Raw genomic sequence first — 18,829 nt, 5'->3', positions numbered from 1 at the left:
GGTGCCTTGATCGTGAGGTTGGTTTAATAGGTCGGCAGAACGCCGGAGACGTGCGCAAAACCTCCTCTGGAGGCCGCGTGTTTTCGTTTGCGAAATCACAAAAAGGGCCGTATTTTGCGGCGCTGATTAGGTGCATTTCTCATTACATTTCAATGGCTTGCGGTCCTACAGCCCCCAGCATGGGGTGCTAGGGGTCGAGTGTTCGAATCACTCCGTCCCGACCATATATTTCACTGACTGAGCCGCCTTTGTGCGGCTTTGTCGTTTCTGCCTCAGTGACTTTCCGAGTGACCCCGGGTGACCCCGGTCTTTTTGCCCATGCGTGCTTTTTCTCAGTATGGTGAGCGCTGGCGCGCGCGAGTCGGTTGCTGATACCTTATTTGCAGCTGCATTCAGTTGATCCAGTTCCGCTGCCGAGTAGTGACTGGTTACTGTGTCCGAGCAACGCTTTGCGATCATCTTCTGTCACCCCGGCCGCTCGCAACCTTCTGCCAAAGGTATGCTTGAGGTTGTGGATGCGAACTCGCAAAAACCCGTCATGGGCCTTTCGCAGAAAGTTCTCCCCCCATTTGGTCGCCGCTGTGACCCGCGCCTTCTTCCAAGCCGAGTCATTCATGCGGTGAGCCGTCGTCTCTTTCCCTTCTTGATCAGGCTTGCCGATCGGAAACACGAACGTGTCGTGGTTGCCGCGTTGCTGATGGCCTTCGCGCTTCGGCCGCCAAACCCCGCAGGGATCAGAAACACACTGGTCTCCAGCTCCGGTACCGCAATCTCCCAATCCGACTGCAATTTGCAAACTTCCTGCTCTCGGCAGCCCGTGTTCACACTTTAAACAGGGCCATCGTCTGCAGGTGAGCCGGCAGTTCGGCAAACAGCATCGATTGCTCTTCCCACGAAAGCGGGCAAGGCTTCCGACTTGCTGTCTTTTCGTCGAGCAGGCTGATCATCGGCACAACGTCCAACCAGGGCCGGCGCTCCTCATCCCGCCACTTGCGCGCGCACGGGTTTAGAACCCTGATCACTCGCTGCAGCGCGATATTTACCGTTCGGTTGGTGACCGGCTTGCCCTCGGCAGGATGAAGCTTGGACTGGACAGATCAATCCACTGCGGCATGCTGACATGAGTAGCGTGGCCGTAGTCGCACTTTATTTCGGGCATACGAATTCCCGCCTGCCGTACACCGGCAGGCATGTGGATAGATGGGGAAGGGGTACCCAGCTGGGCGGTACAGGAACCGTTTTGCTGGGTGGCTTCTTATGGCTGAAGTGTTTCCTCGCCAAGGAAGCAACAGAACATGCAATAGACAACGCCGACATCGGCACAGTACGCCGGCTTACGAGTTGCTCGACACTGAGTGGACAGGGGCCAATGCCGACGAAGCACGGGCAGATCAACTCGCCAAAGAACGCAACGAACTCGCCGCGGCATTAGTTCGGATGATGGGGAAGGTAGAAGCCCTCACCAGTCAGGTCGCGCAGCTCACTGACAAGGTAACCAGCTCAAGCGCAGAGAACGCTCGGCTACGGGCCCAGATCGGAGGCGCCACCTGATGCACTGAATCGCACTGGAGTTCGTGGCTCGCCAATGGTGAAGGCACGCACAGGTTTGGCTGATCCCGTCCTGCTGATAGCTGGCGGCTCAGTCCTGGGCTTCCGGGCGGCTCAATGGGCGCTCCCCAGCAACTACACTAAACAAGTCGCCGAGGTACGTTGCGCATACGACGAAGCGATGGGGCAGTGTGACCTTCGCCTGAATACGCTCGCGGACAAGCCAGGTAAAGCGGCAGAGAAGGTGGAGGCTGCAGCGAGTAACGCGACCCAACCCGCAGGAGTTGCCAGTAAAGCAGCAGACAAGGCAGACGAAGCCCCCGAAAGGGCCAGCCAGTAGCGCGCCACGAAATGAGATGCTCCCGTTTCGTGGCGCGAGACTTACGTCAAAGCTTGCCCTGCGTTTTCAGGGATGTAAGGAGCTGGTGAAGTTTGTTTAACCGAAGTTTCAAATCGTCACTGTGATTGTCCAAGAACACGTCAAATTTCTGAATCTCGCTCGCGTTCAATGGCTCCTGTTTGACTAAAAACCCTTCGGGCTGATCATCGAAAAGGTTCCGTTCTATTTCTATGCTCGAACGCTCCCGGTCTAGTAAAACCTTTGCCAAGAACACAGTCGAGTCAATCACGCGATGAAGGGGTATTTCTTCGGACTGCGGAGACCATTGCTTGGTGTAGCGCATGATCTTGAGAGACAGGTCCTCATGTCCCCATTGGGAAAGGCCAACGGATAAATAGCGAACGTCCGTTTTCTTTCGGTACATGCCGTCGAACCCCTGATAGGGCATCGCATAAACGGGTCTGTGACTTAGATTGTCAGCCAGCGCTGGTTTTAATGCGTAGAGTGATTTGCCACCAAACTCTTCGATGGGCATGCTGCGGGTCCTTTGCGTGTTGCTGGGATTGGATGTGCCGCAGGGTTAGTGCGGCACGGGATATCACCTCTTGGCAATAGCAGCCTGGATCAGGTCGCATATTCAGAGAGTTTCTTGAGCTCTGCAGACAAGAAGTTTGCATCGGTGCTAGTTGCCACTGCGACAGAGATCATCTCGAGCGCTGCTGCCACGGCGGCAGATCTTGCCGCGCTCGGATTGCTTTGAACGGAGGCGTGCCCCGATTTGATTACTGAGTCTGCGACGTTGGACATGTTGTGTTGCCTTCGCTAATTGGATCCATACCAATACCGACAACAACCCGTCATTACAATGGGCAGATATGACAACCAAGCAATCCGAATGGGAGGCGACAGAACGTGCCTGCCGGGCCGGGTCGCCTTGATTTGCGGCACCAATTCAAGGTTTAGCTATTCACGGCAATCAGCGCACGTTGCTCCGAGATTGGAGTCAGCACCGGATCAGCTCCTTGCACATGGGTGTAGGCGAACCAGCTAGTTGGCGGAGCGTGGACTACTCGATAGACCTCGAATGGCGCGTCTTTTCTGCCTTTCCTGCCTAGGTTTACATCGTCCTTGAGTATGACCGCCTGGCTCATGTCATGGAGACCAATTGCGGCGATAAAAGCTTCCTCAATCACTCGCTTGTTGCGGATCTTTAGCTCGCGGCCCGCAGCGAGGGCTTTGTAAGCCATGAGTACTGTTGGGACTGCCAGACAGCTGATGATCAAAACGTTAGTCGCGTATGCGGAGTTCATGACCTGTCTCTTGGCTACCTGCTCGTTGCCAATAGTATCAACAAGTGGTCTGTGTCCCCCGAGGGAAATTAATGACTAGGCCGCATCCTCCACTCGCTCCCTTGCCGCTTTCAGACCTTAATGACTTAGTGCCGAGGCTTTGAGCCTGCACCTAATGTGTGGGAGTGGGCGCAGGCGGTGACTAGGGACGAATTCGCACTTCGATGCTTCGACCTAGCATGGTGGCAGCAAGCGGTAGGGGAAGATCGCACACACGCATATCACGGGGCTTCCCGATCACTTCATTGAAGGGCAGGCCAAACCCAAAAATCGGGTGGGGACGTTCGGGGCGATCGAGTTGCTGGGCCGGCGAGGAATTACGTTGGGCATTGCTCATGTCGATATCCTCGGCCGGCGAGCTATAGCTCTTTTCAGCCTCTCGCAACAGTGAATGAATTCTTGTGGGGTATAGCGTTGCTATCGGCCAGATAAATGATTTGTTTAAGCATCAAGCTCTGGAGTAGTCGAGGTTAGTGGGGCTTGATAGCGCAGAAGCCAGAAGCCAGAAGCCAGAAGCCCAGTGCAACCCAGTCGTAACGCGCCTGGTCTCTGGCAAAGCCTTGGCAGCGTGCCAGGCGAAGCGCGATGTCTCGCATCTTGCCCCCGGACTTGACTTCTTCGATCTGCTCTTCGATCAGCGAGTTGACGATGGCCAGGTTCATGCTGCGCTCCTGAAATCAACAGCTTAGAAATATCGTCAAGGACGTCTCGGATCTCATGCCGGTGTCGCCTTGAATATTGTTAGGGCCAGTCTAGGTAGATCGATCGCCGACCATGCTTGCAGTTTCTATCAGCTTCAAAGCCAGGCTTTAAGTGGTGGAGTTGACGCTGCCGCTCATCTGCCCGAGCATTGCTTTCCGGGCTTCCTCACTGAGACCCGCACAAGCGGCACGCCAAACGTGGCCTTCAAATCGTGCACGCTGATGGGAGTGTCTCGAGTGAGCGGAGCAAAGTTTTCTCCCGCCAGAGGTTCGGCTGCGTGCGCCCCTGTTTTCCTCCATACCGAGGCGCCGGGAAGACGACCGGAACGCTCCGCTGCAATCAGCCACACTCAGAAGACGGCGAACGTCAGGGGCTTTTACTTTCCATATCTTTTGACAGCGCCTGGAGATTGAAGGGATCTAGACAATCGGGTGCTAGCATCTGGACCTGCTTGAAAAAGGCCCGAACCTTGGGGCTCGCGATATCGCCCTGAAGTGCTAACAAGTAATAACCGTCGCCGCGGAACTGTTCAAGGCTCAATGAAACGGGTTGCAAGGCGTCTCTCACGGTAGCCAACGGCTGTTTTGGATTGACTTGAGGCACCCCTAAATCCTGGAAACAGTACGAGCCTCTCGCTGGCAGCGGATAATAGTCAGAATACAAATCTGGCTGCTCTAAAGCGTTGACCAACTGGCTATGCTTGCGCAGGAGCTCGGGATCATCCAACTGGAATCGCAAAAACGCTTCGTCACAGTTGCGAAGCACTATCACCGCCGCGGCAATCAAGCCCTGATCCAGGGCGTGCTGGTACGTCGAGCAGGCCTCAGCATGCCTCTCCTTAGAGTCACCTAAAAATGTTGCCGCACGCCCGTCCTGCATGTTCGCCAATACATAAGTCGCAACACCATGTCCTCCTGCGCTAGCTTTGCGCAGTTCCGCCTCAACCTCCTCTGTACCTTTCGTTGCTTCCTGAATGGATTGGCTCATTGTGAACTTGTCAATTTTGCCTTCCTGTTCTTTTACAATCAGCTGACCAATCCGCTCCTGTATGGAATTACCTAAAAGCATCGCGTGCTCAAAGACAGCTTGGTTTTCGGGGGTTGGTGCAGCCTCTGCCTCAACGCACAAAGTGATGCTGAAAAGCAGAATTGAAAAACGGAACTTCAAAGGGTTTCTTCCCTGATTACAGTTGCATGAACCCCTGTCACTGCTCACGGGATGATGGGGTTAGGGCTACGCGCGCCAAGGCAGCATTACCGCATCATGTCCCACTGGAGCCTGGATTGCCGTGGATGGCGCCAGCCCCATAAGCCAGGCGCTTCAACGATTCAGACGCATAAAGAGCCCGCAGCGGCAGCGGGCTCGTCAACAGCTAGAAATCATTCACAGTCGGACTTTCCGACCTTGACGTCGTCTATCAAAGCGTCACTCGAATCGCTGAAAGTGTAGTTAACGACCAGGCCCATCTTCACAAACTGCCCTAATCCCTTCTCATCACAACTGGCAGTGACCAAAGGTGGTTTTCTATCAGCTTTAAACGCCGCAACGTCGATTTCGCTCTTGGTCACTTCCGTCAGTGTGTAGGGGATATGAAGCACTCCAGCGTCATAAGTGACACGCCCAAGGCGGACCGAGTCGTCCGGCATCTGCGGCGGGTTTACGTTCATGAAGATCGCCATCGCCTGAAACGTGCGTTCCCGTTCCAGCTTTTGCTCCTCTGGAGCTGATTTGAGATGCCAGACCTGGACCAGCACGAAGAGTGAAACCATTGTTGCGATGAAAAGGATGAGCCCGCGGTACTGCTTCATTGAATCCTCCATGGCGAAAGGCCAGCAGCTATTCGATCATGTTGCATGGCCTAACTCAAGTTCATCGCCATGAGGGGCCGCTTTCACGGTATGAACGATTACGTCCCGCGAGATACGAGGGTTCGCTCTCGATTGACGTCAAGCGGCTACCGTTCGTCAGGACGTCATGGCGATTTGCAATGAAGGGCCTATGCAGCGGTCCTAGCTATCCCATCGCCATGAGCAAGAATATGCGTGTCGCAGATATAAACTCGGAGAACAGCGAGTACCTGCTGAATGAGCTCAACCAGGCCACAGCAGAGCTGATGTCGATTGACAAGGCGTCTTTCGGGGGGGAGCAGTGGCAGATCGCGCATCGTCGTCAACAGGCGGCTTTTGGCACCTGGCTTCGTTTCATCCGTAAAGATCCAGTCTTCCAGACCAGGTCGAAGGCGATGGCAGGCTGAGGCGACCCTGACGAAGCCGCTGCTTACATGCTAACCGCGGCAGCCAGCGCCGCGCTTCAAAGGATTATCAAACCGACACTCCCGCCGTTATCTCGCGCCTTTGGCGATTCGTAACGCAGCGGATTTGATGTAGGTCATCGACTTCGCAAGATTGCCAGCGTGGCTTTCAAGAAGCTTAAGGTCCTCGTTTCCGCACTCGGTGCTTTGAGCTTTCAAGTACGTGGCGTGGCCGTCGAAGATCTGTGACAGAGATTCAAAATACGCAGCGGACTGTTCAAGATCCAAGCGCATATCTTTCAAGCTTAAAATTGACATCAAGACTCCAGAGACGCTATTGAAGCAGGCGTCCTGGCCTGACGGGGTGGGGGTGTTAAATCGCTATCCTGTTTAATGTATATCGGCAACTTGCAGGAAACTTGAGGTGATAATTTTCGCGGTCACGCCGGCCTTTCCATCACCGATTTCTTCGCACGACCCGAGCGTGGAGCCGATGCGAAGCGTCAGATAGAGGCAAGCAGCCGAAGTGCCTGAGTCGCAGGCCACGACGGCGCCGCCTCGGTGGTGAGCGTTCGTCGTCGCGACCGATTGGCCGTGTCGAAGATGTCCGGAGCGCGAACGCTCCGAGCACCAGCCACAAATCAGGTAAACAAATCCACACCCAGCTGGAAAGCGACCCACAGCGCAAGCCCGGTCGCAAATACCAGCGCGATGTTCTCCAGGATGTTGTTGCGGTACTGCTTATCCAGCAACGACTTCTGATTGGACATGATCAACAACCCCAGGGAAATCACCGGCAGGCCGATGATATTCAGGGCGTTGACGCCGATGGTCAGCGTGACAAAGTCAGGCATGCCTGGCAGCGACCAGACCAGAGGGGTGACGAGGATGAACAACATGAACCACTTGTGCATCGGGTCGCGGTGGAATTCTTTACCGTAACGTTCGCGGCGGCCGGGGCTGACGTGCTGGAAGGCGTCGGTGATCAGCATTGGGAAGGCAGTGGTCTTGCCCGCGATACTGGCGAACAGGGTGGCGAACACGCCGACGAAAAACACATACCAGCCGATCGAACCGAAGAACATTTCCAGGGCTTTGCCCAAGTCAGCCAGCGTGTTCACTTCAATGCCGTTGGGTCGCAGGATCTCGGCGCCGACGATCCAGATCGCCAGGTTGATGATGATGCCGACGAACACGGCGAACAGCAGGTCATTGCGCTGCACGCGCTTGTGCTCCGGTCCGACCCAGCCCTTCTGGCGCATGACGTAGGGATGTACGAAGTTGGCGACTGAGCCAGCCACGGCGCCGATGACCGAGACCGCCACCAGCAGAGCGCCGTGGACGCCTTCGTCGGGTGGAATGCTGAAACCAATGGTGCCCTTGATGATGCCTGTCACGTCCGGACCGGACATCACCGCGAGGGCCAGGAATGCCAGCGTCATCACAGCCAGCAGGGCCTTCATCACGCCTTCGATCAACGAATAGATATTACGGCCTACCAGCATCCATACCGCCAGCACGACGGCCACGGAGCACAGCAGCGGGTAATCAATCTTCAACAGCATGGCCAGGGCTTCGCCGGCGCCCTTGATCATGTAGGCATTCATCAGGTGCCCCATCAGCAAGGCGTACACCAGCAGGAACCAGCCGAAAAAAGGGTTCAACTGGGCGTAGCCCTGAAGGATGGTCATGCCCTGGTTATTGCAGAGCTGGAAGCGGGCAATGATGTTGACGATCAGGTAGCGGAGCAGCAGCGAGACGGCCAGCACCCACATCATGGCGTAGCCGTAGTTCGCACCTGCGACGGAAGAGGTAATCAAGTCACCCGCGCCCAGCCAGGCAAGGACGGCGATGATTCCGGGACCGAGAAGCTTGAACAGCTTGACGATGCGGCTTTGCGAGGACGTTGCAGCCTGTGCTTCAGCGGAGGGAGTGCTCGGCATCAGGAATCTCCATTGTTATATTTTTAGGAAGGAGCACAGTCGATCACAATACATATGACGTCGTACGACTTAATTTGTAACGAATTGCCACGACATTGGCCGCGACACACGACCGTAGGAGCCGGCTTGCTGGCGAACCCGTGAGCGGAGTCGATATCTACGCAGCTGACCCAACGCTTTCGCCAGCAAGCCGGCTCCTACAGGTTCCCGGTCAATACGTGGATCTTGCATTGGGCTTTTCACCCTTAGGCATGAAGGCGTCATTTGGCGTCGGCTGCGGGGGAGGGCCGCCCCTCCAGGGGCGGCATTTGAGCTGGAATGAGACAAGAGGGCGGAGCGGAAGGATCATCCGTCCAGGGGTTTAATCAACGAGCGTCGTTCTCAGACGCCATCGACTGATCAGTGAATTTTCCCACTGCAGAGACAATGCTGTTGGCGCCTTGGCGAATCTCGGTGATCACCCCATCCGCCTCGTTCGCCAACGAGAGCGCCGCTGCGGCTTGCTCCTTGCTTTGCGCAATGACGCTCACCGAACTGGACGCCAGGCCCTGATTTCTCATGACCACCTCGACAATCTCGACAGTGGCTTTTGACGTGCGAGACGCCAGTTGCCGAACTTCATCCGCCACCACGGCGAACCCTCGACCCTGTTCGCCCGCCCGCGCGGCTTCGATAGCCGCGTTGAGGGCAAGTAGATTGGTCTGGTCGGCGATGCTGCTGATGGTTTTGACGATGGTGCCGATGATCTGGCTCTGCGCGTCCAGCGCCTGGATGCCTTGCGCGGCATCTTCCATCAGGCCCGACAAACGATCCAATACCGCCACGGTGTTCTGGACGACCTCATGGCCCTGGGCTGCGCTGGCCTCGGTGCGGATGGACGTGCCATGGGCAATGTCTGCGGCCTCAACGACTGCCCGCTCGCGGTTCACCTGATCCGTGATCACCGTGGCGAACTTCACGATCTTGTACAACGTGCCGTTGGCATCCAGTATCGGGTTGTAGGACGCTTCCAGCCAGACTTCGCGCCCCATGCTGTCCAGGCGCTTGAAACGGCCCGCCACGAACGAACCCTGCCTGAGGGTTTCCCAGAACTGTTCATACTTCGCCGAGCGCGTCTCATCTTCCGGGCAGAACATCTTGTGATGTTTGCCCTGGATCTGGGTCAGTTTGTACCCCATGCCGTTGAGGAAGTTGTCGTTCGCCGCCAAGACCAAACCGTCCAGTGAAAATTCGATGACGGCGGTAGAGCGCATCAAGGCGCCCACCAGCGCTTCCTTTTCGCGGGATGCTTCGATGGTGCGGGTCAGCACGCTGGAGTAAATCGCAATTCGTTCCACGCGTCCGTGTTCACCCGCAAATGGCATGACCATGGCGCGCAACCACACGTGCACATCACTGCGGCTGCGCAGCCGCAGGGTGCCGCTGAAGTGCTTGCCACTGGCAATGGCTTCCAGCGCACGCCGCTGATGCACGTCACCCGCCAGCTCGACAGGGCTAAGCTCGCGCAGCAGACGTCCGCTCAGTTCGGCTTTGGAATAGCCCAGCTCCGTTTCAAACAGTGAATTCGCTTCCAGAATTCTGCCTTCCTGATCCAGGGTGACCGCAACTGTTTCACGATCAAGCGTTTCCTTTACGTGCTCTAACGCCGCAAGACGTTGTTCTAAAGACAGGATGTGCGACTTCAATCTGGAGTTGAACATGACGGGGCTCACTTGGGTTATCCAAACATATCGGCATGCCCCCGTATCGTCTTTAATGCGGCTGTGTCATCACGTACAAGAGGACCGATCAGGGGGCTTTGATACACAGCTTTCTGCGCAGCGCTAGATGCGGAATTTACCGACCATGTCATTGAGCCTGACGGCCAGGTTGGACAGCTCATTGCTTGCGATGAGGGTCTGTCGCGCACCCTCGGTGCTTTGCATGGCCAGGTCCCGGATGCTGATGAGGTTTCTGTCTACATCACGGGCCACATGAGCCTGCTCCTCGGAAGCGGTCGCAATCTGCATGTTTCTTTCGTTGATCTGCAGAACGGCATGAGTAATCAGGCGAAGTGAATCGCCGGCTTCTTTTGCAGAGGTCAGTGTGCTGTGGACCTCTTGCCGGCTGCGGTCCATCGAACCCACGGCGGCCGTTGAGCCTGACTGAACCTTGGTGATCATATGCTCTATTTCTTGAGTCGATTGCTGAGTCCGGTGCGCCAGCGCTCTGACTTCGTCCGCAACCACTGCAAAACCTCGACCCTGCTCGCCAGCCCGTGCGGCCTCGATCGCCGCATTCAGAGCGAGAAGGTTGGTCTGCTCGGCGATGGCTCGGATGACGCCCAGCACCTTGGTGATGTCCTCAGCCTGACTGGCGAGTGCTTTCACCTGAGTCGCCGAATCGTCCACCAGATCAGCAAGGTTGGTCATGGCCTTGACCGTGTTCATGACCTTGCCATCGCCGTCTTCAGCAGAAGTACTCGACGACTTTGCTGCCTCGGACGTGGAGTTCGCATTTCGCGCAACTTCCTCCACCGCTGCACTCATTTCATTGACCGCTGTGGCTGCCTGCTCGATTTCGCTGTTTTGCTTTTGCAGGGTACGGTCGGCGTTTTCGGTGATGGACGTCATCTCGACGGAGGCAGTGCTGAGCTGATCGGCAGCGCCTGATATTTCCATGATCGTGGAGCGCAGATTCCCGGCCATCACGTTGAGCGCAGTCATCAAGCCGGATATTTCGTCTCGCCCCGAGACCGCCAGCACCGCCGAGAGGTCTCCGGTGGCAATCCGTTGAGCGAACACCAGAGAGGTTTCCACCGGTTTAACGATGCTTCGGGTGAGCGCAAATGCCAGGCCGACTGTCAGGCCTGCAGCGATCAGTACAACGGTAATCAAAACAATGACGCTGTGGTTGTAAACATCGTCAGCACGCACGCCTGCGCTAACAGCGTTCTGTGCGTTGAGGTCGCGCAGCTTGGTCAGCTCTGCCTGATAGTGGGTAGCGGTTTGTGCCTGGGTGGTATTGGCGTAGGTTAACGCGCCGTCATGATCAGACGTGTTAAGCGCAATGATGTCCCTGACACCCGAGATGTATTTGTCCATCAGGGCGTTGGCGGTTTCGAATTGCTGTTTGTCCTGCTCGTCGGTGACCAAATGTTCCCGGTAGTAGGAGGTCTTTTCTTGCAGGGTTTTTATCTCCCTTGCGATGCTGTCCGTCACTCGGTTTTCTGCCTCTGACCCCGTCACCGCCAGCAACCTCACACTTTCCAGGCGGGTATGCAGCAATGCAATCTGGATGTCATCGATCACTTGAATGCTGGGCACTACATCGGTTTCCAGCGTCTGCTCGGTGGCTCGCATGTCACCGATCTGGAGGTAGGCGAACGCCCCCAGCCCCAGCAGGATGACGGTAATAAGGCCAAAGCACAGCAGAGCTCTGGCGGAAATCTTCAGGTTCTGTAACGGCATAGAGTTCTCCAGAGCTCCGTTTATGGGTGCTGAGGGTCCGTTCCAGCCATCATCTTGTCTGCTGTAGTTTCGATTCCTTTAGAGCGCGTTGAACGGCAAAAAAGCAAAAGGCCATCATCCCCGCACGCTGTCGCACTTCGGCATAGTCAATTAACTATTTGTTCATCTGGCGACCGCTTTCGGCTTGGCAAATCCTCATGAAAAAGCGGGCGAAAGCAGCCCGCCGAGCAAAGGCGTAGACAGCCATTCATCCCCCGCCGGGCACTTATTCCACTTTGTTCTGCTCTGTCCTTTAAGCGCAGATTTCCTGCGCCTTGTACTGGAGGTCAGAATGGGTATCGAAGACAACGGGCCAGAGAATGCTTATCAAGGCCCCGCAGAGCCGGGCAGCGAAGAAGAGATCTATCCTGATGTAAGCGAAGACACTGATTCCGGCGAAGACGCCGGCGCTTCGGAGGACGCGCAGACCGCGGCCCGAAACAAAGGTCTGGACGAGATGGAAATTCCGGACAACCCGCCTGTCGATGAGGCTGAGGAGCCATCTCCGGGCAACAGCTGATCATACGGTTCGCCGCGAACCCCACCTCTGGTGGGGTTTTTTTACACCTTGCGAACTGAAGTGTTAAGCAGATGAGCCACTCGTCGGAACGTATGCACTATCAAGGAGTTGGCTACTCAATTCTGTAGCCAAAAAAACAGGGATGCATGATGAGACCCCAGACCTTTGATATTCCCAACGCACTTGACCTGATCAACGAACTGGACCAGGCGACCGAACAGATGATGTCTATTCCGGTCGAGCATATTGGCGGGGCGCACTGGGAAGAAGCATTCGTCCGCCAGCAGAGCGCTTTCAGAAAATGGCGCGACTATCTTTACTGCAAGGCCGATGAACGTCCTGCCGTGCGGTTGCTGAACATTGCTTGAGGCGCGTCTCTTCATCGCTGCGCGCTTGCAGAGCCGTTCGCTAGCGGTGCCCCGCCAGCCGCTCCACGACAGGCAAAAGCCCCGGCCTACGTGCCTGCCACTCGCTTTTAGTGATCCCCAGTAGCGCCACGCCGATGCGCTTGCCGTTGCGCAGAATATTCTCCCGGCGCAGACCTTCAATCGAGAAGCCGAACTTCTGGTGCAGCTTGATCACTGCCGGGTTGATCTCCAGCACCTCGCAGTTGAGCTTTTCAAGCCCGGCAGACCCAAACGCGTAATCCAGCATCCAGAACTCCACCTGACTGCCCAGGCCTTTGCCCTGCAGCGCGGTGTCGAGGTAAAAGGCCCAGTCGGCCGTACGATGGATGGAGCTGATGGCGCTCAGGGACACCACGCCCGCCGGCGTGTCGTCTATCAAGATGACGAACACCTGCTGGCGCGTATTGCCGCTCAGGCTTTTAATCCAATTAGCGTGCTCGGCTTCACTGATCTCATGATCGGTGTACATGAAGCTGCGCACTTGCGGCTGGTTGCGCAGATGCCGGATCCGGGCTTGTCGGTCGGCGGGCAGGTCAAGGATTGGCACGAATTGCATAACGGTCCCTTTGACTGGACGGGAGGGCAGCGATTGCCCCTGGCAGGTAGCGCGTCCATTGGCCTGCAGGCCAGCGACGAACGCAGAAAGGCTAATTTCAAAGTCACTGGAACGAATGGGCTGGCACTTTAGTCAACCTTTCTCACACCCAGGAGGCTTTATCTACCATGGCAAGCGATATCACAGAAAAACTGCGTGACGATCTTTATCAGAAAACCCGTTCCGAGTTGAACACTTTTCTTGATGAGACCAATGCCTTGCTGGCGGCAGGTGATGCCTTGAACGAGGATCGCACCTCGCAGGCTCACGAACGGCTCAAGGATTTCCTGGCGCGGGGCACCAGCCCGGTTCTGGACGTCGAGCTGAACGCGCAGCCGACCCTGACCCGCGCGGTCAACAGCACCAAATCCTACGTCACTGCCCATCCATGGGCAGCAGTGGGTGTGGCCGCAAGCCTGGGTCTGGTGGCCAGTCTACTGCTCAAGCGCAACAGGGACTGAGGAGGCCATCGTGGTTCGCCGTCGATTTCCGGTGGATCCTTTGAGTCCCACCAGTGGCCGGCTCGCGTTCGCCGGTCTTTGCACGCCCGTCATTTACCCTCGTTACCGGCTGGTACTGTTTATGGCGGGTACCGTCTCGGACGATGGATTCGGCACCGCTCTGGCGCCGGCCAATGTCTTGCGCAAGCATAAATGGGGGATACGCATGAATGTCGACGAAGACACTGTTCGTCAGTTGGCCCAGTTGATCTGGGAGACCGAAGGCAAGCCCGAAGGGCAGGAATCGCGACACTGGGAAATGGCCACGCGTCTGGCTGAATCCGCAGCGATGGCACCGGTTCGCAGTTTAAGCAAGCACAAGGTCGATACGTTGTTCCCGTCGCCGGATCAAGCAGACAACGACGTATGACAGAGCCGAGTCGCGCCCTGCCGGATGGCGGGGCGCCGCTTCGAGTCAGAGACCGGAGCTTCTTAAAGGCGCTCCGACTTCAAACCGGGCCGGACGCCTGGCGCGTGAAGCTGTTATCCGCCCGCCGCGCGTCCACCAGCGCCCAATACCACATTCCCAAACCGCCAAGTGTCAACGCCGCCGCGGCATAGCCTGTGGCCGGCAGGCCGTAACCTGCGGATATCACCACGCCGCCCACCAGAGGGCCAATGGCATTGGCCATGTTGAAGGCGCTCTGTACCAGTGCGCCAGCCAGTGACTGCGCATGGGGGGCAACGTCCATCAGCCGGGTTTGCAGAATGGCCGCCAACCCCACGCCACAACCGATGAAAAAGACCAGCGGGATCAGCAGCCACAGGTTCTCGGTAGTCGAGGGGTACAGCGCAAGGACCAGCGCGGTGAAGCCCAGCGAAACGCCGGCGGCGAGCATGGTGGCCCGGTCGGCCGCCCAGCCGCAGACCAGGTTACCCACTGTGGTGCCCAGACCGAACACCGCCATCACCACTGGGATCATGAAGGCCGAGGCGTGAGTGACTTCGATCAGCGTGGCCGCCAGGTAGGTGTACACGCAGAAGATCCCGCCGAAGCCGATACCGGCGATGCCCAGGGTCAGCCAGACTTGCCGTGAACGCAGCGCGTTGAGTTCGCGCAACGGGCTGGCATCAGCCTCGGCGGGGGACGCAGGCGCCAGCCAGCGGATCAACAGCGCCGTGATCGCGGCAAGCCCGGCGACGATGGCCATGCCCCAGCGCCAGCCAATGGTCTGCCCGATCCAGGTGGCGAAGGGCACGCCGATGATCGTAGCAATGGTCAGCCCCATGAACACTCGGGAGACGGCTTGGGCACGGCGGTTCTTCGGCACCAGCGAGGCAGCGAGGAGCATCGCGACCCCGAAGTATGCGCCATGGGGAAAGCCGCTGAGGAAGCGGAAAAACACCAGCCACGGCAGCGACGGCGCGATGGCACTCAGGGCGTTGGCGATGCCGATGAAGGCTGCCAGTGCTACCAGTAACGCTCGTCGTGGCAGGCGCACGCCGAGCACCATGATCACCGGCGAGCCAACGACCACGCCTAACGCGTAAGCGCTGATGGCGTGGCCGGCCAATGGTTGCGTGCTGTGAAAATCGCTGGCGATGAAGGGCAGCAGGGTCATCGAGGCAAATTCGGTCGTGCCGATGGCGAACGCGCCCATGGCCAGGGCAAAAAGCAGCCAGCCCATGTTGAAATCATGCGGGGTTTGGGAGGTAGTCATGGGGAAATCGGGAGGAGGGTCCGGTGAGAAACATGCTGTTATACCTGAAACCGGTTTCAGATCAACCTTGAAGCGGCGCCGGCGAGCGCATTTCAAGCGACTCGGCCGGCAATCTGCCCCCGGTTATTCCTTCGGCTTGGCATCCGGCAGGGCAGCGCCCTTGGGCCATAGCATCCAGATCTGTCCTTGCTGCTTCATGTTGCCGGCCAGCTCGCCGGCGGCATCGCCCGTGCCCCAGAACATGTCAGCGCGCACTTCGCCAGCGATGGCGCCGCCGGTGTCCTGTGCGGCAACTGGCCGCACCAGTGGCGAGCCGTCCGGGCGAGTGGAGGACAGCCACAGCAAGCTGCCAAGCGGGATGACCTTGCGGTCGATCGCCACGCTGTAACCGGCGGTAAGCGGCACATTCAGCGAGCCGCGCGGCCCTTCGGTGCTGTCAGGCCTCAAGGTGAAGAACACATAGCTCGGGTTGCTGCCCAGCAGTTCATGCACACGCTCGGGATGGGCAATGGCCCAGTCTCGGATGCGTCCCATCGAGACCTCGTCCTTGGTCAGCTGCCCTTGCTCCACCAGCCAGCGGCCGATCGGCTTGTAGGGGTAACCGTTCTGGTCGGCATAAGCGATGCGCAATTGACGGCCGCTCTCCAGCTGGACCCGACCCGAGCCCTGGATTTGCAGGAACTGCAGGTCGATGGGGTTTTCCAGCCAGGCCAGTACAGGCGCATTCGCCCCCTTGTCGCCGATAGTCGCGGCGTCGTCATAAGGGCGCAGCACGCGGCCGTCGAGCCGCCCGCGCAGGCGTTTACCCTTGAGCTCGGGATAGATACTGTCGAGGTTGACGATGATCAGGTCATCGGGCACGCCATAGACAGCCACCGGGTGCTGGTCGTTGCGCTGCTCGCTGCCTTTGTAGATCGGCTCGTAATAGCCGGTGATCAGACCATTGGGGCCGTGCTCGGACGAGCGCAGGCTGTAGACCTGCAGCTGGGTTTTGAGAAATTCGCGGACAGCCGCAGGAGTTGGCGGCACTTGTGCCGCCAGCGCGCACGTGCCGCCCCAGACCGGGTCTTTGGCCAGACGCTTGCACGCGGAGAACCAGCTGTTGTAGCCGGCCATCAGGTCGGTGTCGTTCACTGCGGGCAGTTTGTCCCACTCGACGCTGACATAGGTCGTCGCCTCGGAGGGCTTGGTTTTCGGCGTACCGCCGTCGCACGCGGCGAGCAGGGCGATCAGTGGGGCGAGGCAGAATACAAAGCGGCGCCAGTGCAGGCTTGGGATCATCACGCGGGGTGTTTCCTGAAAATCATGCGAGGGCGGCTAGCTTGGTGAAAGCCGAGGGCTGCGTCAAATGGGCTGAGCCCTCATTTATACGAAAACCGCCTTCAGCGCGGCCTTGCGCCCGGGTACGGGCTGATTTGCCTGCCCGATTGCACTTTTTTGCTCCAGGCGGCTCTGACCTTGGCCGGGACGCCGCGACCCACGCAGCGCCCAGATCGTAAAAGCTTTGGATTGATGTTTACCGTGTTCAGCGTTTCAACCGCCTTTCGACGCCATATTGTCCCGCTTGCAGTGTGCATTCTTTGCTTGGGCGCATCAGGGTGTACGCGTCAGGACGGCAAGGACGTCGCCAGCCAGTTCAGCGAGACGCGTCCGCAGGAATTTTTCCAGACCAGCGTAGACCGAATGGCGACGCTGGCGATGCGCGATAACCTCGACAGCCTTTATCTGCTGATGAGCAAGCTGTACCTGCGTAACCCCAGTGAGTGGCGCAAGTCCGGCTTCCTGGATGCAGCCGCTGCGGAGCGCAACGTGCGCGAGGCCATCGAGCAGCAAAAACCGTTACCGCAACTGGGCAACCGTCGCGACCTTGCAGCGCTGAGCTACGCGTTGAGTCCGGAGTTTCTCGGGGATCGCGTGGGTGCCTTCATCTATGCCATTGGCAGCATGCTGGTGACCGCCCACGGTGGGCGCCTTGAGTTTTTCATGACGGACCAGATCAACCCTACGTTCGTCAGTAATGCCGCGCGCAATATCGAAAAGGCCACGTGGCTGTTGAGTCAGCGGCAGAACGCCAACGGCGAGTTGATGCTGTTCTCCAATGAGATCTCGGAGGAGGGCAGCAACCTCAGTTTTGCCACTGAGTTCGGCAAGATCGTGGCGCGTCTTGACCTGCTTACGCAGATGCTTGACGAGCGTTATAGACGGATCGGTCTCAACTACGCGCAAAGCCTGCTTTTCCTGAACTTCCTGCCGGTGCAGTGAGCGGAACCATTCCCTGAAAAAAGCTTTTTGACGGCCCCTCATCCTTGTCGGCTTTCGGTCGATAGCTAATTTGGCGTTGTGCAAAACAACAACAAATTTCACGGCATGGGGTCGACGATGTTTAAAACAGTGCAGGCGCGCTACACGGTCATATTTGTGGCCTTGATACTGGTGATAGCGGTCATCACCGAGCAGGGGATTGTGCACTTCGTAACCCCCAAGGTTCGCGCGACTCAGGAACAGGTGGTGCTCAGCCAGGTTGACCAGATCGGCACGCGGATTCTTTCGGACCTGGCCCGTGTCGAGGCCCAGTCCCGCGCGATCACCCAGGCGGTGCCGCTGCTGGACAGCGATGGGATCGATAGCGTGCTGCCGGGGCTGGTCGATCAATACGGCGATCAGAAAGTCTTCGGCGGTGGCGTTTGGCCGATGCCGAACAAGCGCACTCAGGGGCGCAACAAACACAGCTCGTTTTATCACCGCGACGGCAGCGGCCAGCTGGTGGTGAGCACCTACTGGAACTCCGACCCTGCGCCCAATTACTGGGAACAACCCTGGCACCGTGCCGGCCAGAACGCACCCAAGGGCAAATGCGCCTGGGCCGCCGCTTACCAGGACGAAGCCAGCCCGCAGCCGCGCACCAACTGCGCGATGGGTATCTACAAGGACGGCGCTCTGTACGGCGTCTCGACGATCGACGTCACCCTGGGCTTTTTCAACGGCCTGATTCAGGACAAGGAAAAGGAAATCCAGGGGCAGGTGATGATTGTCGAGCGCGACGGCAAGATCCTGACCAACCAGAGCCGCATCCCCGGCGAGATCATTCTCAAGAACATTTCCGGTTTCAGTGGCCAGTCGATGTTTGCCAAGGCCATTCAGGACGGCTTGGGCAAAGTCTCCGGCGACGCTGTGTATTCCCAGGAATACATCGACCCGCAACTCGGTGACCTGACCTTTTTCCTGCGCCCGGTTGCCGGTACGCCGTGGGTCATCGCCACGTCGCTGCCGACCGCCATGCTCACCGCCAGCAGCACCGAAGTGCTGAAAACCCTCGGTTGGTTGCAGATTCCGCTGGTCATCGTGTTGCTGCTGGTGCTGGGTTTTGCCTTCCATCGCTTGCTGGCGCGTCTGACTGTTCTGCGCACCAACATCGACGCGCTGTCCTCGGGTGAAGCCGACCTGACGCGCCGCATTCCGATCAAGGGCGAAGACGAACTCGACGCGGTCGGGCAGTCGGTGAACAAGTTCATCTCCTTCCAGCAG

17 protein-coding genes and 7 pseudogenes are annotated in these 18,829 nt (G+C 57.9%); 9 read left to right on the top strand and 15 right to left on the bottom strand.

Going from position 1 to position 18,829, the window contains the following annotated elements:
- Window positions 1–327 precede the first annotated feature (327 nt).
- Window positions 328–1,064 (bottom strand): annotated as a pseudogene (locus LT42_RS06155) (tyrosine-type recombinase/integrase); the annotation flags it as partial.
- 128 nt (window positions 1,065–1,192) lie between these two features.
- Between LT42_RS06155 and LT42_RS26000 the strand changes: the two are divergent.
- Window positions 1,193–1,551, top strand: a pseudogene (locus LT42_RS26000) (chemotaxis protein).
- Window positions 1,552–1,610: 59 nt separating this feature from the next.
- Window positions 1,611–1,888, top strand: a pseudogene (locus tag LT42_RS26165) (hypothetical protein).
- Between the two features lie 46 nt (window positions 1,889–1,934).
- Here the strand turns inward: LT42_RS26165 and LT42_RS24855 are convergent.
- From LT42_RS24855 to LT42_RS06115, 6 genes are all read right to left on the bottom strand, one after another.
- Window positions 1,935–2,423, bottom strand: coding sequence for a DUF6530 family protein (locus tag LT42_RS24855; RefSeq protein WP_052075123.1), 489 nt, complete (start codon window positions 2,421–2,423; stop codon window positions 1,935–1,937).
- A gap of 424 nt (window positions 2,424–2,847) precedes the next feature.
- The gene (locus LT42_RS06130; protein ID WP_037010753.1) at window positions 2,848–3,198 is read right to left on the bottom strand and encodes a hypothetical protein; all 351 of its coding nucleotides are present in this window, start codon (window positions 3,196–3,198) and stop codon (window positions 2,848–2,850) included.
- A 181-nt stretch (window positions 3,199–3,379) separates the two neighbouring features.
- The gene (locus LT42_RS25180) at window positions 3,380–3,574 is read right to left on the bottom strand and encodes a hypothetical protein (protein WP_081955327.1); all 195 of its coding nucleotides are present in this window, start codon (window positions 3,572–3,574) and stop codon (window positions 3,380–3,382) included.
- A 133-nt stretch (window positions 3,575–3,707) separates the two neighbouring features.
- Window positions 3,708–3,899, bottom strand: coding sequence for a hypothetical protein (locus tag LT42_RS06125; RefSeq protein WP_037010752.1), 192 nt, complete (start codon window positions 3,897–3,899; stop codon window positions 3,708–3,710).
- A 406-nt stretch (window positions 3,900–4,305) separates the two neighbouring features.
- Window positions 4,306–5,106, bottom strand: a complete 801-nt coding sequence (locus LT42_RS24850) for a hypothetical protein (protein ID WP_052075122.1) — start codon at window positions 5,104–5,106, stop codon at window positions 4,306–4,308.
- A 212-nt stretch (window positions 5,107–5,318) separates the two neighbouring features.
- Window positions 5,319–5,747 (bottom strand): hypothetical protein, encoded by a 429-nt coding sequence (locus LT42_RS06115; protein ID WP_052075121.1) that lies wholly within the window; start codon window positions 5,745–5,747, stop codon window positions 5,319–5,321.
- 230 nt (window positions 5,748–5,977) lie between these two features.
- Here LT42_RS06115 and LT42_RS06110 point away from each other — a divergent pair, with 230 nt between their 5' ends.
- Window positions 5,978–6,193: a hypothetical protein gene (locus tag LT42_RS06110; protein WP_152597599.1), complete on the top strand. Its 216-nt coding sequence runs from the start codon at window positions 5,978–5,980 to the stop codon at window positions 6,191–6,193.
- Window positions 6,194–6,280: 87 nt separating this feature from the next.
- Here LT42_RS06110 and LT42_RS06105 read toward each other — a convergent pair whose 3' ends face one another.
- The 5 genes and pseudogenes from LT42_RS06105 to LT42_RS06090 form a co-directional block, all read right to left on the bottom strand.
- Complete coding sequence (locus LT42_RS06105; protein WP_037010750.1) at window positions 6,281–6,508, bottom strand: hypothetical protein; 228 nt, start codon at window positions 6,506–6,508, stop codon at window positions 6,281–6,283.
- Window positions 6,509–6,831: 323 nt separating this feature from the next.
- On the bottom strand, window positions 6,832–8,133 hold the full coding sequence (locus tag LT42_RS06100; protein ID WP_037010748.1) for an Nramp family divalent metal transporter: 1,302 nt from the start codon (window positions 8,131–8,133) through the stop codon (window positions 6,832–6,834).
- A 365-nt stretch (window positions 8,134–8,498) separates the two neighbouring features.
- Window positions 8,499–8,936: pseudogene (locus LT42_RS26510) on the bottom strand (methyl-accepting chemotaxis protein); the annotation flags it as partial.
- 120 nt (window positions 8,937–9,056) lie between these two features.
- Window positions 9,057–9,833 (bottom strand): annotated as a pseudogene (locus LT42_RS26505) (PAS domain-containing protein); the annotation flags it as partial.
- 123 nt (window positions 9,834–9,956) lie between these two features.
- Window positions 9,957–11,582, bottom strand: a complete 1,626-nt coding sequence (locus LT42_RS06090) for a methyl-accepting chemotaxis protein (protein WP_037010746.1) — start codon at window positions 11,580–11,582, stop codon at window positions 9,957–9,959.
- Window positions 11,583–11,913: 331 nt separating this feature from the next.
- Between LT42_RS06090 and LT42_RS06085 the strand changes: the two genes are divergently transcribed.
- Together LT42_RS06085 and LT42_RS06080 are read left to right on the top strand one after the other, a co-directional pair.
- Window positions 11,914–12,141, top strand: coding sequence for a hypothetical protein (locus LT42_RS06085; protein WP_037010745.1), 228 nt, complete (start codon window positions 11,914–11,916; stop codon window positions 12,139–12,141).
- A 146-nt stretch (window positions 12,142–12,287) separates the two neighbouring features.
- Window positions 12,288–12,509, top strand: coding sequence for a hypothetical protein (locus tag LT42_RS06080; RefSeq protein WP_276209494.1), 222 nt, complete (start codon window positions 12,288–12,290; stop codon window positions 12,507–12,509).
- A 40-nt stretch (window positions 12,510–12,549) separates the two neighbouring features.
- Here LT42_RS06080 and pseH read toward each other — a convergent pair whose 3' ends face one another.
- Entirely contained in the window at window positions 12,550–13,104 is a 555-nt protein-coding gene (pseH, locus tag LT42_RS06075) for a UDP-4-amino-4,6-dideoxy-N-acetyl-beta-L-altrosamine N-acetyltransferase (protein ID WP_037010741.1), read from the bottom strand.
- 167 nt (window positions 13,105–13,271) lie between these two features.
- Between pseH and LT42_RS24845 the strand changes: the two genes are divergently transcribed.
- Both LT42_RS24845 and LT42_RS26500 read left to right on the top strand, forming a co-directional pair.
- Window positions 13,272–13,604: an ElaB/YgaM/YqjD family protein gene (locus LT42_RS24845; RefSeq protein WP_052075119.1), complete on the top strand. Its 333-nt coding sequence runs from the start codon at window positions 13,272–13,274 to the stop codon at window positions 13,602–13,604.
- A gap of 205 nt (window positions 13,605–13,809) precedes the next feature.
- Window positions 13,810–13,941: pseudogene (locus tag LT42_RS26500) on the top strand (DUF2934 domain-containing protein); the annotation flags it as partial.
- A 151-nt stretch (window positions 13,942–14,092) separates the two neighbouring features.
- Here LT42_RS26500 and LT42_RS06060 read toward each other — a convergent pair.
- Both LT42_RS06060 and mltA read right to left on the bottom strand, forming a co-directional pair.
- Window positions 14,093–15,304: an MFS transporter gene (locus LT42_RS06060; protein ID WP_052075118.1), complete on the bottom strand. Its 1,212-nt coding sequence runs from the start codon at window positions 15,302–15,304 to the stop codon at window positions 14,093–14,095.
- Between the two features lie 123 nt (window positions 15,305–15,427).
- On the bottom strand, window positions 15,428–16,585 hold the full coding sequence (mltA, locus tag LT42_RS06055) for a murein transglycosylase A (protein WP_037010738.1): 1,158 nt from the start codon (window positions 16,583–16,585) through the stop codon (window positions 15,428–15,430).
- Between the two features lie 231 nt (window positions 16,586–16,816).
- Between mltA and LT42_RS06050 the strand changes: the two genes are divergently transcribed.
- Window positions 16,817–17,566: a hypothetical protein gene (locus tag LT42_RS06050; protein WP_037010737.1), complete on the top strand. Its 750-nt coding sequence runs from the start codon at window positions 16,817–16,819 to the stop codon at window positions 17,564–17,566.
- Window positions 17,567–17,671: 105 nt separating this feature from the next.
- A pseudogene (locus LT42_RS26495) lies at window positions 17,672–18,802 on the top strand (HAMP domain-containing protein); the annotation flags it as partial.
- Window positions 18,803–18,829: the final 27 nt, after the last annotated feature.

The organism is Pseudomonas lutea (assembly GCF_000759445.1).
In the GTDB taxonomy this organism is placed as follows: Bacteria; Pseudomonadota; Gammaproteobacteria; order Pseudomonadales; family Pseudomonadaceae; genus Aquipseudomonas; species Aquipseudomonas lutea.
Note: the sequence above shows the minus strand (reverse complement) of the source record. Positions and strands in the feature narration are given on the sequence as shown.